This window comes from Paenibacillus sp. G34, from assembly GCF_056856875.1.
Genome location: NZ_CM166469.1, coordinates 4,354,484 through 4,369,511, shown reverse-complemented (window position 1 = coordinate 4,369,511; position 15,028 = coordinate 4,354,484). Strand labels below are relative to the sequence as shown.

The window sequence follows — 15,028 nt, the reverse complement described above, 5'->3', positions numbered from 1 at the left end:
CTTGAAAGGGAGTTGGTTTGAAATGATGAACCATTGTTGTCCACAGGTTTCACCGATTGTATGTGACCCGATTCAGGTTGTTCAGGATTATTACATTCCACAGATCGTGCCTGTCATCCACCCGATTGAAGTTGTGAAACAACATCACTGTGTTCCGATTCCTCACCATATGTATCCAGTTGTTATAAGAGAAGAAGGTCCAATGTATGTATCCAGTCACAAGAAAAAATCCGTGAAAAAATCAAGCAAAGCTCGCTCGACTTCTCGCAAGCGCTAGTCGCAGTTAACGCCCCGGGAAAAAGAATCAAACCAAAGAGCAGCATACGCCCCGGGGCGCAGCTGCTTTTGTTTTTGTATAAGTTGACTAACTTATATAGATTATCGACTATATTTTTTTATCGTATTATCCATCTGTTGTCTGACATGCTGCGGCCAAAACTGTAGCGGAGCACTGCTTCCAGATGCGGCTTGCAATGCTTTATATACATCAATCTGCCCATAGCCATAGTACTTATCGTGGCCGGGCTCACCTAGATCAATTACACTCTGCCGCATCAGATCCATGACCTCCGTATTGGTTAGATCCGGGTTCAACGAGCGAATCAATCCTGCAAGCGCCGCAACGTGCGGACTGGCCATGGATGTACCTGACAGAGCAGCATATTGATTGTCCGGATAGGTACTGGCGATACTTGATCCCGGAGCCATCACATCCACATAATCGCCGTAGTTGGAGTACGACGCTTTATTCATATCCGGGTCTGTGGCCGAGACAGCAAAAACTTCAGGATAAGCAGCGGGGTAACCTGGACGCTCGGTATTATCGTTACCGGTTGCAGCGATAAGTACGATATCCCGGTCAAAAGCGTATTTAATAGCATCATGGAGAAATTGAGCGTCCGCGTAGTTACCGAGGCTCATATTAATGACTTTGGCGCCATGATCAGCTGCCCAAATGATACCCTCAGCAACCGCATAGGTTGTACCTGATCCAGAGTTATCGAGCACCTTGACGGGAAGAACCTTATTGTACCAGCTCATGCCAGCCACACCTTCGTTATTGTTCACGATGGCCCCGATAATACCGGCAACATGAGTGCCATGACCGACATCGTCCAGCGGTTTGTTGCCCGGGTTCACGACATTGTATCCTTCAAGCAATTTGCCTTTAAGATCCGGATGATTCACATCAACCCCTGTATCAACTACCGCTACGATAACATCTTTGTTCCCCTTCGTGATATTCCAGCCGCGATTTGTCTCAATGGCAGGCAGATTCCACTGATAATCCGAGAATAAAACATCGTTAGGGATAGGTACATCCGGTTGTTCAGCAGCCGTTTCGTTGGTTAAGTACATATAGTGGGGTTCCATATATAACGGATTCCACTTGCTTCCGAAATAATCACGCAATTGTTTATAATTCATCGTTTCAGACCGAAAAACATACGTATAACCGAGTTTGCGGGCAGACTGCATCTTCAAGTCTGAACGAATAATACGCATATCCCGTTCACCGGGATCTTGCCGGAAACGAATGACGATTTCATTTTCGTAAAAGTGGCTTGCATTGGCATTGTCATGTCCTGTCTTTACCGTAATCTCATTTAAGGTGTCGGGGTGTACCGATTCAATTTTGAATTTGCCTTCTCGCGGATACGGGATCATTCGCAAGTTTTTGCGCTGATGTTGCTCCACCGCATTTAATACGCTTTGACTAAACAGAGCGATGATCGCTCGTTTGCCATCCTTGGAGGGCTGTCCCATCACAAAGTATTTTTCTTTCCCAATTGGAAATGAAGAGGACTCAAAGCTTTGACGCTTGTTTACTGCCTTTTTTGCTAAATTCAGTGCATGATTTAACCTTTGTTGCTCTAGCTTGCTTCCTTGTTTGAACGTGCGGTCAAAATTTCTGATGGGTGACCCATGAATATTCATAAGCTGAATGGATCGAATGTGCCCGTGTGAATCTTGAAGTTCTTTTATATAGCGGGTCACCTGTGCATCAGTCATCTTGTTCGTTTTATCCAATATGATTCCGAGGTGCTGTTTGGCATCTACACGGGTCAGCAGATCAGTGGCTTTGATATCCTGAACTTTCAAACGCTGTTTGCTTGCATGTTCCTTCTGAGGATTCTCCTGCATAGCACTCGGTTGTGGTACGGTGCGATTGGATGTGGGAAGCAGTAAAGTCAGTGCTAAAGCGCCTGCACCTGCTGCAAGAGCCCAATTTATCCACTTTGGTCTGGACATAGACAGAACCTCCTCGTTCATTTTGGACAATGACCATTCGGCGTGCCAAGACACATGGCCGTTATCACGGATGTAGTTATCGTTAGGAGAAGAACATATTTTTATGCAAAAGAGTTTGGAGTCCTCCAACCGGTTTCGGAGGATGTTTCATGACAGAAATGGAAAGCGCGATTAAGGGATACCGCTCGTCAACTTTTTATGGTAGGATTATATCTGAGTATTCAAAAGGTCAGGGAACAAACACGGTTTGGCCGACCTGTATGTAAATATGTAAGGACTTATTTAAGGGGGAGCTACCTTTATGTCAGCAGCCAATGTACAGAAAACATGTGAGTCAACCAGAGAAAAGTTAAAACCGGCGATCGATCGGATCGAAAAGTTTTTGAATGAAAATGCTTTGCCTGAACTGGATCAGAACCAGACGGAGGAATCAACCGCCTTCTACAAAGGATTCCTTTCAGATCTCCGTCATTTGCTCGTTTTTTCTGAAGTTTCTTACGAAAAACTTGGCGTTGTGCTGCGTCGTGCCAACTTTGATGTCGAATTTGCCGAAAAGGCTCTTTATAATACGTATCACCAAAGTGTAAACAGCTTTTTCTATCCGAAAAATGAGTGCTACTCTGAGGACGGAAGATATGCTTACACAGGTCAGGATGCCATCCGTTTCCGTGACAAGCCGATTCGTGCGGTGCGCGACGTTATTCTGGAAATTTCCAAAACTTATGAAGAACTGCGTGACGACTTGGCCTATTACGAGAGTGACTATCTGACCCAGCGTCGCATGCAAAACCAACGTAACCACGCTTAAATATACGTAAACCCAGACCGCCCTTGTGGCGGTTTTTTGTGTTTGGATATAAAGCCGTTTCGACCTGAATGGTGTTGGGGGAGTGCGGTTCGTTGTACATGTTATCATCTGACATTTTGACGGAGAATATCGGATTTAGCACGGGGAAACAATAGGTGTCGAGGTGATAAAAAATGAGCCATGACAAACCAATTGTCAAATGCAGCGTATCCAACTGTCATTTCTGGGGAGAAAATAACTTTTGCCAGGCCGATGCCATCATGATTGACATTGACCAGCACGCTACCCGTCGTCTGCATGAGGAATTTGCCGGAGAGACATTCGACTCTGATCATCATGATCATGCACGTACCTCTTCAGCCACTTGCTGCCATACATTCAGACCTAAGTAAGCAGTCATCCAATTATTAACGGAGGTGCTTTCACGTGAAGAATGAAGACTTCAAAGACGAACATCTGGATCGTTACAACACAGAAGCGAAAAGTGAACAACAGCGCCAGCGTGTAGATTACCCGAGAAAAGCATACCGTGAGGAGTATGGGGCGGAGATTGCTCCACAGACAACGGTAAGAAAAAGGGATAGCGTTCGTGTCGACCGTGTACAGTCAGACTCAGTACCGCAGAAACATGAGGCTGACCGTATAATGGAATCTACAGGCCGTGTTGCAGGTTATATGGGTCTTGCCTTTGGGATTGCGTCATTATTCATGTGGTCTATTGTGCTTGGTCCGGCTGCAGCCGTACTTGGTTATTATGCTTATGTGAATGGCCGTAAAACATCAGGAGCCTGGGCTATTGGATTGGGCGTCGTTGCTACACTGAGCTACTTTTTTATGATTCCTTTTGCACGTTAAAAAAGGGGCTATCCTTTCGTGGGATAAGAGAAATATCTTCTGACCACAGGAATGTTAGAAAAACCTTCTGTATTCACTTCCTTATGGTGAATCAGAAGGTTTTTTTCGCATTCACGCATTTTTAAACGTCTTATCAGCTATTTTTTATGAAAATGATGGAACCTGTCTGTAAAACAATGTAGAATAAAGTCATTAAGCTTGAATGAAACGGGAGTGGATATAACCCATGCAAATTGATCCACGCAGTTCGCGGCAATTACTGGAGCTGCAATTGTCTAATATGAGTAACTCAACGAGCGGATCAGCGGTGCAAACTGGTTCGACGACAGACTTTTCTAATATGATGGATGGATTGTTAACTGCGGACACTCGTAGTATGAACGATACAGAGAATCAGCCTTTGATCTCCAAGAGATCGAACGACGGTTTGTTGTGGCTACAGCTCGGTAGTACCTATAGTCCGAATCTGAATACTGTAAGTTCTCCACGAGCGGACAGTCTAGAATCGCTGCTTGCTGTGAACAGTACAGGACAAGCTGATTCCGGTAAATCCGTGCCTACGGATTTCGAATCACTGATCTCACAGGCTAGTATGAAGTACGGTGTACCTGAGTCTTTAATCAAAGCGGTCATTGATACGGAATCAGGTTTTAATCCAAATGTTGTCTCTTCTGCAGGTGCGAAGGGTCTGATGCAATTAATGGATGGTACGGCAGCTGGACTTGGTGTGAGTGACTCCTTTGATCCGGGTCAGAATATTGATGCCGGGACCAAATATTTATCCCTTCAGCTCCAGCGTTTTGGCGGGCAGGAGAAAATGGCTTTGGCAGCCTACAATGCTGGCCCAGGTCGGTTGTCCAAACTGGGTGTTACCAATGATAATGAACTGATGAGTATGCTTCATTTGTTGCCTGTGGAAACACAGAATTATATCACTAAAGTGGAGCGGGCTCGTTCCAAGTATTCGATCTAAAACGGACATCTTCTAAGCATGTCGCAAATAAAGAGATCCAACTTAAAAGGCAGGCCTTCATTGCCTACTTTCAGTTGGTCTTTTTTTTGTGTTGTAGCGAGATCGTGGTACAATGCTCACTATAGGTTCATGAACGAATTGATAAGGAAGGTGCACCTCGTTTTGAAATATTTTGATTATGCTGCAACGACACCTCCATATCCCGATGTAGTTCGCACGATGGCGGAAATTATGGAAACACAGTTCGGAAACGCATCGTCGATTCATGGATATGGTCAACGTGCAGATCAACTACTGCGCCGGGCTCGGACGGGTTGTGCTGCTACAATTGGTGTAAAAGCAGATGAAATTATATTTACATCTGGGGCAACGGAGAGTAATAATCTGGCCATCAAAGGTGCTGCTCTTCGTTATAGCTCACGGGGGAAACATATTATAACGACAGCAACGGAGCACGCGTCTGTGTATGAGAGCGTGTTGCAGTTACAGCAGTGGGGATGGGAAATAACTTTTCTTCCTGTAGATTCAACGGGTGTCGTTACTGCTGAGCAAGTACTGAAAGCCGTTCGTCCAGATACCGTGCTTGTTAGTCTGATGCATGTGAACAACGAAACTGGTGCCATTCATCCAGTAGAAGAGATAGGTAATCTGCTCAAAAAAAATGCCCCGCGAGTCCTTTTTCATGTAGACGGTGTTCAGGGTTTTGGAAAAATGCACGTTGCACCAGCCAAATGGAAGGCTGATCTGTATAGTTTGTCCGCACATAAAGTACGTGGGCCCAAAGGTGCCGGGCTTCTCTATGTAAGAAGTGGCGTAGAGCTTACACCACTTCTGTCTGGTGGCTCTCAGGAGCATGGAATCAGGGCAGGTACGGAAAATACAGCCCTGATTGTCGGCATGGCCAAGGCGATGCGGATTGCAGCAGAGGGACAGATTGGTTTTTCAAGACGTATCCGCATTCTCCGAGATCGGGTGATGAAGACGATTGCTGCTATTCCGGAGCTTCAACTCAATAGTACCCAAGACGGAGCGCCACATATTGTACATTTTTCCTATCCTGCTATGAAAGCAGAAGTAGCACTGCATACCCTAGAGCAACTTGGATGTACGGTGTCCACTCAGTCTGCTTGCTCCTCGCGTTCAGCTGAACCGAGCCGGGTGTTGCTTGCGATGGGAAGAGATGCCTCCTGTGCGGCTGGGGGATTGCGAATTAGCTTTGGTGACGAACATACAGAAGAGGATGCAGCCATGCTGGAAAAGGCACTGCATCAGATGGTGGCACAATTACGGCCACTCGAAAGGCGGATGTAAATTAAATGTTGAATTATGATATGTTACTTCTCCGTTTTGGAGAGTTTATGTTAAAAGGAAAAAATCGTGCGCGATTTGAGAAAACCATCATCACTCAAGTTAAGGCACTGCTTAAGCCTTATCCAGGGGCAAGTCTGCGTAAAGAATATGGCCGAGTTTACGTGGATCTTGGCGGTGAATCCCACACACAGCTAATCCCCGTGCTTAAACGTGTATTCGGTGTGATGTCCATCAGTCCTGTGAAAGTAACACCTTCCGAGATAGACGAGATTGTGCAAACTGCGGTTGCGTTTATGGATGAACGTGCTGAGGAGTTCGGTGAAGTCACGACCTTCAAGGTAAATGCGCGCCGAGTGTGGAAGGCCTTCCCGCATTCTTCTCATGAAACCAATCATCTTGTCGGTTCACCGATTCTACGCAAATTTCAGCAGTTGAAGGTCGATGTTCGTGATCCAGATATTGAGCTGCGTGTAGAAATCCGCGAACAAGGTACGTATATTTTCAGTGAAGTTATCCCTGCCGCAGGCGGATTCCCACTTGGAACGAATGGCAAGGCAATGGTCCTCTTATCTGGAGGGATAGACAGCCCTGTAGCCGCTTGGGCTTCCATGCGTCGAGGGCTCGAAGTCGAGTGTGTGCATTTTTATAGTTATCCTTTTACAAGTCAGCGGGCTAAAGAAAAAGTGATCGATCTTGCGCGTGCGCTTGCAGATCATGCCGGTTCGATCAAATTACATCTCGTTCCGTTTACAGAAATTCAGACTGCATTTACTCAGTTGGGTCAGGATAATCTGATTATTACATTAATGCGGCGTTCCATGCTACGAATAGCTACCAAGCTGGCAGAACGCGAGCGCGCATTAGCACTGATCACTGGCGATAGTTTAGGTCAGGTGGCAAGCCAAACGCTTCCGAGCATGAATGTCATCGGACGCGCTACAGACCTGCCTCTGCTGAGACCGCTGGTTATGATGGACAAACAGGAGATTATTTCACTTTCCAAACAAATTGGTACCTATGACATCTCCATTCTGCCTTATGAGGATTGCTGTACATTGTTTGTTCCAAAATCACCATCGACTAATCCGAATCTGCGAATCGTGGACAAAATCGAAGCAACAATGAGCCATCTGTCCGAATGGCTGGATCAAGCGGTAGAACAGACAGAAACGATCACCTTGCATGCCGGGGAAGCTTCAGTATTGACGGGACAGCCAGAGAACAGTGAAATGAAGGATGACTGGTTCTAATTGTATTTGCGATTTTAGGCATATAACACTAGAAGTAGACATAATAATTGAAATGTAAATAGAACACAAAAATAACAGGACTAACCCATGTGTGAAGGGGCTGTCCTGTTTTTTTGTGTGAGACGTTATCGCGTAAGGGCATTGCTAATATCGCCCCTATATGCCTAGCTTGTTTATGAATAAGAACGTTGCCGTTCAGCTTGAGTTTTCTTACTAGTGGTTCGCTTACGGTAACCCGCAAAAACAACGCCTCCTATCACGACAACGATGAACAGGACGCGGAGTGCTGGATGCTCTGTGAAAAAAGGCAAAATTCGTTTCTCTTCTGTAATCATATTGGCCGCAGTATAACCTAGTACAATAGCGCCAACGTAGATAATCCAGGGAAAGCGGTTAATCAGTTTGATGAACAAGGTGCTGCCCCAAACGATAATCGGGACACTGATCAGCAGTCCAAGAATGACAAGTACCAGATGTTGCTGGGCAGCCCCGGCTACGGCGATTACATTGTCTAGCCCCATAGCTGCATCCGCGATAATGATCGTACGAACAGCCGCCCAGAGTGAAGTTCCTGCCTGAATGTCATTGTGCTCATCACCCTGATCAGCGAGCAGTTTGTAGGCAATCCAGACTAAGAGCAGTCCTCCCACGAACAGGAGCCAAGGTACCTTCAATAACCATAACACAACGACTGTAGCTGCAATCCGGATGAGAAGTGCGCCCCCTGTACCGTACAGGATCGCTTTCTTTTGCACCGAAGGGTGCAGATTTCGGGCTGCAAGACCGATGACGATAGCATTATCACCCGCCAGGATTAGATCAATAAAGACAACGTTTAACAAGGCCAGCCAAAATGTGGGACTAAACAGCTCCATGGCAATATGTCACTCCCTATATATTCTTCAATCAATAAGAATAGCATGTACAATTTCCACATACAAGTTAGAGTGGGGGGATGAGGAGATGGATACGCTGTGGCTGTTAACTCAAATTTTAATGATTAATTTGGTGCTGAGTGGAGATAATGCCGTTGTCATTGCAATGGCGAGCAAAGATTTACCTCCAGCTCAACGTAAAAAAGCAGTCTGGTGGGGTGCTCTTGGTGCGGTGCTGTTACGTTGCGTACTTACTTTTGCAGCTGTACTGCTGCTGGGTATTCCTTTTATTCAAGCGGCAGGCGGGTTGTTATTATTCTGGATTGCACTGAAATTACTACTTCAAAACGAGGATGAAGTACATATCCGTAATGCATCTACGACCTGGAAAGCAATTCAGACAATACTGGTTGCTGATTTTGTGATGAGTCTGGATAATGTATTAGCAATAGCTGCATTGGCTGATGGAGATTTGGCTCTAATTGTTATAGGGATTGCAATCAGCATTCCTATTGTAGTGTGGGGCAGCGGAATTATTGTGGATTTGCTCAAGCGATTCCCTCTTCTGGTCTTTGCTGGATCAGGTATATTGGCTTTTACCGCAGGAGAGATGTTAATGAGAGATCCGAAGCTAGGGGAGTGGCTGGGTGGAATGGCAGCGCAGGCTCATGCGATGTTGCCAGCAGCTTTGGCTTGTCTGGTTATAGCGGCGGGAGGGGCACACAGATTCGTTCGCCGGAATGCTTAGATGTTAATATGAGTTGAAATGAGTTTGGGTTTGAGGGGTGTCCCCTAAGGACACCTTTTCTGTTTTTTATTCATCTGCTTGAGAAGGTAGGAAGGTTCCACCAAGAAGAGTTTGCGTTATTTTTTTGCATGTGAATGGTGAAGATGTAAAGAATAGAACAATAAAGAGTGAAGTGACCATTGTATGATCAGGTGTTTAATATTATATAAGGTGTCTTTAGGGAAATATAGATTAAGGTTGGAAGCGTTAGGTTTATGTTAATGTTTATGTTACCGGAGTCAGGACGACTCATTTTCGGCATCAGTATAGTTTTTTGTGGAAACATCAGATACACTATAAACAAGGATTGAAGCTTATTTTTGCAATTATAAATGTGTTCAGTATTGGAATTCAGCACAGTATCAAAATTACATAGTTAATGAAAACAAGAGGTGATGAAGATGAAGAACGAAAGAGCTATTGGACTGTTCATTGTAATTGCCGGTTTTATCATTTTGCTCGGCAAATTAGGAGTGTTTGGGTTTATTGGTCGAAATTTCTGGCCTTTATTGCTTTTGCTGCCTGGGATAGCACTTTATGCATTGTTTTATGCCCGGGTCTCGCCGTCCTGGTCATTGATGCCTGCAGGCATCCTTACTGTATATGGTGTGCTATTTAGCATCACAAACATATGGGGCGCAGGACTGATGAGGTACCTGTGGCCCGTACTTTTGCTCGGGATTGCAGCAGGTCTGTTAGGGTATGCTATGGTAGAGCGGCGCAGACCCGAATATATCTACCCCGCGGCTCTTGTGATCGGTGCGGTGTCCATCGTATTGTTGGCGTTTACGCTACTCCAGACAGGTATCATTTATGTGCTTGCTGTTCTGCTTATCCTAGGTGGGTTATGGCTACTTGTTGGACGAGGCCGAAGAGGTCGAGGTAAGGTGTGGTGAATATATCCAGCAATATCATGCATCGTTCCGAGCGAAATATCTTGATTTTTACCTATGATAAATTATAATATAAGGGATATAGACATGCGTCGGGATATCACCGACGCTTATTTTGTGAGTAACCTGTGATTTTGCGGGAAGCAGTAGATAAGAATTGAAATTGGAAAGGATATGGATACAAACCATGCATTCAAGAGAACACATTCGCAATATTGCGATTATTGCCCACGTCGACCACGGGAAAACGACACTCGTCGACAAGTTGCTCCAGCAATCCGGTACATTCCGTGATCACGAGACGGTACAGGAGCGCGCAATGGACTCCAACGATTTGGAGCGTGAACGCGGTATTACGATTTTGGCCAAAAACACGGCTATAACTTATAAAGATTACCTGATCAACATTGTAGATACACCTGGACACGCCGACTTCGGTGGTGAAGTAGAACGTATCATGAAAATGGTAGACGGCGTATTGCTCGTTGTTGATGCTTATGAGGGCTGTATGCCACAAACGAAGTTCGTACTTCGTAAAGCGCTGGAGCACAATCTGACTCCAATCGTTATTGTAAACAAAATTGACCGTCCAGCGGCTCGCCCGGCTGAGGTTATTGATGAAGTACTTGACCTGTTCATCGAACTGGGTGCCAACGATCAACAACTCGAATTCCCTGTTGTATATGCTTCCGCATTGAACGGAACATCCAGCATGGAAGACGATCCTGCCAAACAAGATGACAACATGATGGCGATCTACGATACCATCGTAAGTCATATCCCTCATCCAACAGAGAACGTTGAAGAGCCACTGCAATTCCTCGTTACGCTGATGGACTACAATGAATACCTCGGACGTATCGCTATCGGTCGTGTAAACCGCGGCGTAATTCGTCAAGGCCAATCCGTTACTGTTATTATGCGTGATGGCAAAAGCAAAACAGCTCGTATCGAGAAACTGTTTGGTTTCCAAGGTCTGAAGCGTGTAGAGACAGAGGAAGCTGGCGCAGGTGATATCGTTGCGATTGCGGGTATTAAGGATATCAACATCGGTGAAACGATTGCTGACCCGAACAACCCTGAAGCTTTGCCGGTTCTGAAAATTGATGAGCCAACACTGCAAATGACATTCCTCGTAAACAACAGTCCATTCGCAGGCCGTGAAGGTAAATGGGTAACTTCCCGTAAACTACGCGAGCGTTTGTTAAAAGAATTGGAAACTGACGTATCCCTTCGTGTTGAAGAAACAGAGAGCCCAGATGCATTTATCGTTTCTGGACGTGGTGAGCTTCACCTTGGTATCCTGATTGAAAACATGCGTCGTGAAGGATATGAGCTTCAAGTATCCAAACCGGAAGTTATCATCAAAGAAATTGACGGTAAGAAAATGGAACCTCTTGAGCGCTTGTTGATTGATATTCCTGAAGAGAGCATGGGTTCCGTCATGGAGAGCCTGGGCGCACGTAAAGCAGAGATGGTTAACATGGTCAACAATGGTAGCGGTCAAGTACGTCTGGAGTTCCTGATTCCTGCACGTGGTTTGATTGGATATAGCACCAACTTCCTGACATTGACTCGTGGTTATGGCGTAATGAACCATGCATTTGACAGCTACGCTCCAGTCGTATCCGGTCAAGTGGGTGGACGTCACCAAGGAGTACTGATCTCAACTGAAACGGGTATTTCTACATTCTATGGAATGATGGGCGTTGAAGATCGTGGTACGCTCTTCCTAGAGCCTGGAACAGAAATTTACGAAGGTATGATTGTTGGTGAGCATACACGAGACAATGATATCGTTGTTAACATCTGTAAAGAAAAACAACTGACTAACGTTCGTTCTTCCGGTAAAGATGATACGGTTAAAATTAAAACTCCGATTATCTTCTCGTTAGAACAAGCGCTTGAATATTTGAACGATGACGAGTACTGTGAAATCACGCCGAAATCCATTCGTCTTCGTAAGAAGATCTTGAATAAATCCGAGCGTGAGCGTTCAGAAAAACAACGCAAAATGGCTCAAAATAACGCGTAATACCCACTACCCAAAAAGAAGTATAAAAGTCAATGTTTGAAGGGACATTATTGCACGATGGTACGATTCTTGTCTCTCGCCACTGGTAGTGGAGGGAGAGGAATCGATTCTGTAGAAGCGAAGCGCTCGCCTTTGTCACCGAATTTCAACACTTGATAGAGTGTTCACAGAAATTCGGGGACAACAGCGATCGAAAGAACGATCCGATCTCGGAACGGTCGAACGAGCGACGAAGAATCTCATTGTGCAGCAGTAAAGTCCCGCTAATGATTGAATTTTATACAGCATGATCATGAAAGGAGATGCCTTAACATGCAAGCATGGTTTGCATCACACCCGATCATCGCCTATATCGTCATCTTTGTACTGATTACTTACGTGTATAACAAGGTCTTTCGGGTACGCCAGAAATTGCCGATCGGTAAGGAAATTGTATTATATATTTTGATGGCGATGGGTACGTTCATGCTTCTTATTTTTCAGATCGACAAGTTGCCTATCATTCAATGTTTGTTAGTTGCTGTAGGTCTGATGCTGCTAGTGCGCGTGCGTTATTTCGTTGAAGGCCGTCAAAAGAAAAAAGCGGAAGCTGCCGCTCGAAATTCATAATGCTGTCTATGCATAAACACATCCGTTTTCCCTAGGGAAAGCGGTTGTGTTATATATAGACCAAACAGATGTGATAAAGGTGCTGAGAACATGAACTCAAATTCAAATGGATTGCCTCCTCGAAGACAAGCTTCGAATTCAACCGGCAATTCTGGCAATAAGAGCAATAAGGGAAAGCAGCCAAAGAAAAAGAAACGTTTGCGTGGGTTTGTCAGGATTTTTCTGAGTCTGCTTGTGATCGGTATTCTGGTCGGTGGGGGTTATTTATACTGGATTTATAATCAGGTTGCCAATACAGGAATAGATAAACCTGTTCCTCCAGGCATGTCGGCTACAACCAAACCACTGACGATGTTGCTGTTAGGTACAGATAATCGTCCAGAAACGGGCACGTTTTTATCGGATGTTGTAATGGTGGCTGCACTTAATCCGAATACGAAGACTGCAACGGTAGTATCTTTACCTCGTGATACACGTATTCAGATTGATGGCTACAAGTCGAACAAACTGAATGCCTATTATCCAAGGTTTAAGACACAAGAAAAAACATCTGGTAAAAAGGCAGAGGACCAGATGAAGGAAATGATGGGCAAATACCTTGGCGTGGATATCAACTATACAACCGTTCTGAATTTTCAGGCTTTCCGAGATGCGATAAATGCTGTCGGTGGAGTGGATGTAACGGTGGATAAAAACATGTGTTACCGAGATACGGCTGACAATACAGATATCAATCTGAAGGCAGGAGCCCAGCATTTGGACGGAAAAGAGGCGCTTGACTTTGTTCGCTATCGTAAGTCCAACTGTAAGCCAAAGACGGCTGAGTCCAATGATTTTGATCGAAATAAACGCCAGAGCCAAGTAATGAATGCCATGCTGGATCAGATGAAATCGCTTGGCGGAATCACCAAAATTGGCAAAGTGATTAGTGCGGTAGATAAAAACATGACCACGGATGTGGAATCCGAACAAATGAAAAACTTTATCGCGACGTATTGGAATATTTCCACCGCAGATGTACACTTTACTCCGGTTACGGGGGAGTGGAGAAGTCCTTATGTATATATCAATGAGACAGAATTGGCCAATGCCAAACAGGCGTTGCAAGATACACTTTCAGGTAAAGTGATGTCATCAACTCCCAAAGAATAGCAACCGTTTTGGGGATTGGAAGCTCGGTTCGCGGTGTGCTATAATAACATCAACCAAGATGAGAATTGCATAAAGAAGGTTAGGGGGGGCTGGTTGAATGTCCGAAGCCGTCACACAGTTAACAGATTCTCTTTTACAGCAATTTAAAGACGAGACTTTTGTGCTCCTTAACACTGTTGATGTCGAATCTGGAGGTCCGACTTCTACAGCAATCTCCTGGATTTATGCTGAAAATGCATCGACTTTTCGTTTGGCGATTGATCATCGTTCCCGTCTGGTGAATAATATGATACACAATCCGCTGATTACGATTACTGTTTTTGGCGAAGAGATGGTGTATGCAGTCAATGGACGTGCTTCCGTGCGACAAGATCCATTGCAAGACGTACCTTTTAATATGTGCTGTTTCGACATTCGGATTGAGGCGGTGAGGAATGCCCTGTTCTATGGCGCTCAACTGTCCTCTGTGCCTCAATTTGTCAAAATATACGATCAACGTGCTGCGGAGAAGCTCGATGAGCAAGTCTTTGCAGCCATGAAAAAAGCCTAGTGAGAGATCACTGGGCTTTTTGTTGTCTATTTTCCGATGTGTGTTGTTGCATGTACTGATCCTGGGCAGGTTCATCCGGGTTTTGACGAACTTTGACGTCTTTCGGTAGCTGTGGAATGATACGGCCTACCATATCGGCAAGTTCGGAAGCGAAACCGGAAATGGGATGGCCTTTGCGAATATGCTCACCAATCTCTTTAATACGTTCGGTGACGTCAGCATCGGCGGTTACGATGGAATCTACACCTTCCGGATCTTTACGCAAAGCTTCTGCAACGGCATATTTAATGGTACCAACGCGTGCCCGCTCAAGATCACCATCGACATCAATGCCGACAACGGCTGTGTTTCCGAGTATGACACAATTGGCATCCTGTACACCTTCAACTTGCTGGGCAAGAGCTTTGAGGTGACTCACTCGTTTTTTATTGCTCATTCGGCCTGCTTCGGTATCGTCCGCGACATTGAGGTCGTGAACTTCACCTGTATTTTCGTTCAAACGATCGAGGCGCGAAGGATTCATTCGATCTTCTTGCTGTGTTGTTATGTTTCCTCCGTAACTTCTTGGATGCATTTCATGCGGTTCCTGTGAAGCGTTACGTGTAGAACTATTACAGCCAGTAAGAATAAAGATTAGAAGCAGCGTGCATATCCCCATTTTCATAAATGTTCATCCT

16 protein-coding genes are annotated in these 15,028 nt (G+C 45.1%); 13 read left to right on the top strand and 3 right to left on the bottom strand.

The genetic code is table 11. The annotated features are described in order from the left end of the window. Nucleotides 1-22 precede the first annotated feature (22 nt). Nucleotides 23-277 carry a hypothetical protein gene (locus tag AC1VYS_RS19985; RefSeq protein ID WP_441929427.1) on the top strand — a complete coding sequence of 85 codons (255 nt, stop codon included), beginning with the start codon at nucleotides 23-25 and terminating at the stop codon, nucleotides 275-277. Nucleotides 278-378: 101 nt separating this feature from the next. On the opposite strand, the gene AC1VYS_RS19980 is transcribed toward AC1VYS_RS19985, so the two are convergent. Continuing rightward, entirely contained in the window at nucleotides 379-2,253 is a 1,875-nt protein-coding gene (locus AC1VYS_RS19980) for a S8 family peptidase (protein WP_482911148.1), read from the bottom strand. Between the two features lie 301 nt (nucleotides 2,254-2,554). Here AC1VYS_RS19980 and AC1VYS_RS19975 point away from each other — a divergent pair, with 301 nt between their 5' ends. The 6 genes from AC1VYS_RS19975 to thiI all read left to right on the top strand — a co-directional run bounded on the left by AC1VYS_RS19975 (nucleotide 2,555) and on the right by thiI (nucleotide 7,450). Next, nucleotides 2,555-3,061 carry a YpuI family protein gene (locus AC1VYS_RS19975; RefSeq protein ID WP_434750110.1) on the top strand — a complete coding sequence of 169 codons (507 nt, stop codon included), beginning with the start codon at nucleotides 2,555-2,557 and terminating at the stop codon, nucleotides 3,059-3,061. 173 nt (nucleotides 3,062-3,234) lie between these two features. After that, on the top strand, nucleotides 3,235-3,453 hold the full coding sequence (locus AC1VYS_RS19970) for a DUF1540 domain-containing protein (RefSeq protein WP_090914705.1): 219 nt from the start codon (nucleotides 3,235-3,237) through the stop codon (nucleotides 3,451-3,453). A gap of 34 nt (nucleotides 3,454-3,487) precedes the next feature. After that, nucleotides 3,488-3,916, top strand: coding sequence for a hypothetical protein (locus tag AC1VYS_RS19965; RefSeq protein ID WP_482911147.1), 429 nt, complete (start codon nucleotides 3,488-3,490; stop codon nucleotides 3,914-3,916). 226 nt (nucleotides 3,917-4,142) lie between these two features. Further along, entirely contained in the window at nucleotides 4,143-4,889 is a 747-nt protein-coding gene (locus tag AC1VYS_RS19960; protein WP_482911146.1) for a lytic transglycosylase domain-containing protein, read from the top strand. A 162-nt stretch (nucleotides 4,890-5,051) separates the two neighbouring features. Next, nucleotides 5,052-6,200, top strand: coding sequence for a cysteine desulfurase family protein (locus AC1VYS_RS19955; RefSeq protein WP_482911145.1), 1,149 nt, complete (start codon nucleotides 5,052-5,054; stop codon nucleotides 6,198-6,200). Nucleotides 6,201-6,208: 8 nt separating this feature from the next. Further along, nucleotides 6,209-7,450 carry a tRNA uracil 4-sulfurtransferase ThiI gene (gene thiI / locus AC1VYS_RS19950; protein ID WP_482915071.1) on the top strand — a complete coding sequence of 414 codons (1,242 nt, stop codon included), beginning with the start codon at nucleotides 6,209-6,211 and terminating at the stop codon, nucleotides 7,448-7,450. 173 nt (nucleotides 7,451-7,623) lie between these two features. Here the strand turns inward: thiI and AC1VYS_RS19945 are convergent, their stop codons facing one another. Next, entirely contained in the window at nucleotides 7,624-8,325 is a 702-nt protein-coding gene (locus AC1VYS_RS19945; protein WP_482911144.1) for a TerC family protein, read from the bottom strand. Nucleotides 8,326-8,413: 88 nt separating this feature from the next. On the opposite strand from AC1VYS_RS19945, the gene AC1VYS_RS19940 reads away from it, so the two are divergent. The 6 genes from AC1VYS_RS19940 (at nucleotide 8,414) to AC1VYS_RS19915 (ending at nucleotide 14,351) form a co-directional block, all read left to right on the top strand. Then, nucleotides 8,414-9,073 carry a TerC family protein gene (locus tag AC1VYS_RS19940; RefSeq protein ID WP_482911143.1) on the top strand — a complete coding sequence of 220 codons (660 nt, stop codon included), beginning with the start codon at nucleotides 8,414-8,416 and terminating at the stop codon, nucleotides 9,071-9,073. 440 nt (nucleotides 9,074-9,513) lie between these two features. Then, on the top strand, nucleotides 9,514-10,008 hold the full coding sequence (locus AC1VYS_RS19935; protein ID WP_482911142.1) for a hypothetical protein: 495 nt from the start codon (nucleotides 9,514-9,516) through the stop codon (nucleotides 10,006-10,008). Between the two features lie 184 nt (nucleotides 10,009-10,192). Further along, a complete protein-coding gene (typA, locus tag AC1VYS_RS19930; protein WP_482911141.1) occupies nucleotides 10,193-12,040 on the top strand; it encodes a translational GTPase TypA in 1,848 nt (615 codons plus the stop codon). A 312-nt stretch (nucleotides 12,041-12,352) separates the two neighbouring features. Beyond that, nucleotides 12,353-12,649, top strand: coding sequence for a YlaH-like family protein (locus tag AC1VYS_RS19925; RefSeq protein ID WP_110897963.1), 297 nt, complete (start codon nucleotides 12,353-12,355; stop codon nucleotides 12,647-12,649). 90 nt (nucleotides 12,650-12,739) lie between these two features. Continuing rightward, nucleotides 12,740-13,801 carry an LCP family protein gene (locus tag AC1VYS_RS19920; RefSeq protein WP_482911140.1) on the top strand — a complete coding sequence of 354 codons (1,062 nt, stop codon included), beginning with the start codon at nucleotides 12,740-12,742 and terminating at the stop codon, nucleotides 13,799-13,801. Between the two features lie 97 nt (nucleotides 13,802-13,898). After that, a complete protein-coding gene (locus tag AC1VYS_RS19915) occupies nucleotides 13,899-14,351 on the top strand; it encodes a pyridoxamine 5'-phosphate oxidase family protein (protein ID WP_123062548.1) in 453 nt (150 codons plus the stop codon). A gap of 7 nt (nucleotides 14,352-14,358) precedes the next feature. Here the strand turns inward: AC1VYS_RS19915 and AC1VYS_RS19910 are convergent, their stop codons facing one another. Next, nucleotides 14,359-15,015, bottom strand: a complete 657-nt coding sequence (locus AC1VYS_RS19910; protein ID WP_482911139.1) for a YhcN/YlaJ family sporulation lipoprotein — start codon at nucleotides 15,013-15,015, stop codon at nucleotides 14,359-14,361. Between the last annotated feature and the right edge of the window lie 13 nt (nucleotides 15,016-15,028).

What these genes read in the sequence shown, in the direction of transcription:
- AC1VYS_RS19935 (WP_482911142.1), top strand. Translation starts at nt 9,514, where the DNA reads ATGAAGAACGAAAGAGCTATTGGACTGTTCATTGTAATTGCCGGTTTT.
- AC1VYS_RS19985 (WP_441929427.1), top strand. Translation starts at nt 23, where the DNA reads ATGATGAACCATTGTTGTCCACAGGTTTCACCGATTGTATGTGACCCG.
- AC1VYS_RS19970 (WP_090914705.1), top strand. Translation starts at nt 3,235, where the DNA reads ATGAGCCATGACAAACCAATTGTCAAATGCAGCGTATCCAACTGTCAT.
- AC1VYS_RS19980 (WP_482911148.1), bottom strand. Translation starts at nt 2,253, where the DNA reads ATGTCCAGACCAAAGTGGATAAATTGGGCTCTTGCAGCAGGTGCAGGC.
- AC1VYS_RS19910 (WP_482911139.1), bottom strand. Translation starts at nt 15,015, where the DNA reads ATGAAAATGGGGATATGCACGCTGCTTCTAATCTTTATTCTTACTGGC.
- AC1VYS_RS19915 (WP_123062548.1), top strand. Translation starts at nt 13,899, where the DNA reads ATGTCCGAAGCCGTCACACAGTTAACAGATTCTCTTTTACAGCAATTT.
- AC1VYS_RS19945 (WP_482911144.1), bottom strand. Translation starts at nt 8,325, where the DNA reads ATGGAGCTGTTTAGTCCCACATTTTGGCTGGCCTTGTTAAACGTTGTC.
- AC1VYS_RS19925 (WP_110897963.1), top strand. Translation starts at nt 12,353, where the DNA reads ATGCAAGCATGGTTTGCATCACACCCGATCATCGCCTATATCGTCATC.
- AC1VYS_RS19960 (WP_482911146.1), top strand. Translation starts at nt 4,143, where the DNA reads ATGCAAATTGATCCACGCAGTTCGCGGCAATTACTGGAGCTGCAATTG.
- AC1VYS_RS19920 (WP_482911140.1), top strand. Translation starts at nt 12,740, where the DNA reads ATGAACTCAAATTCAAATGGATTGCCTCCTCGAAGACAAGCTTCGAAT.
- AC1VYS_RS19940 (WP_482911143.1), top strand. Translation starts at nt 8,414, where the DNA reads ATGGATACGCTGTGGCTGTTAACTCAAATTTTAATGATTAATTTGGTG.
- AC1VYS_RS19975 (WP_434750110.1), top strand. Translation starts at nt 2,555, where the DNA reads ATGTCAGCAGCCAATGTACAGAAAACATGTGAGTCAACCAGAGAAAAG.
- typA (WP_482911141.1), top strand. Translation starts at nt 10,193, where the DNA reads ATGCATTCAAGAGAACACATTCGCAATATTGCGATTATTGCCCACGTC.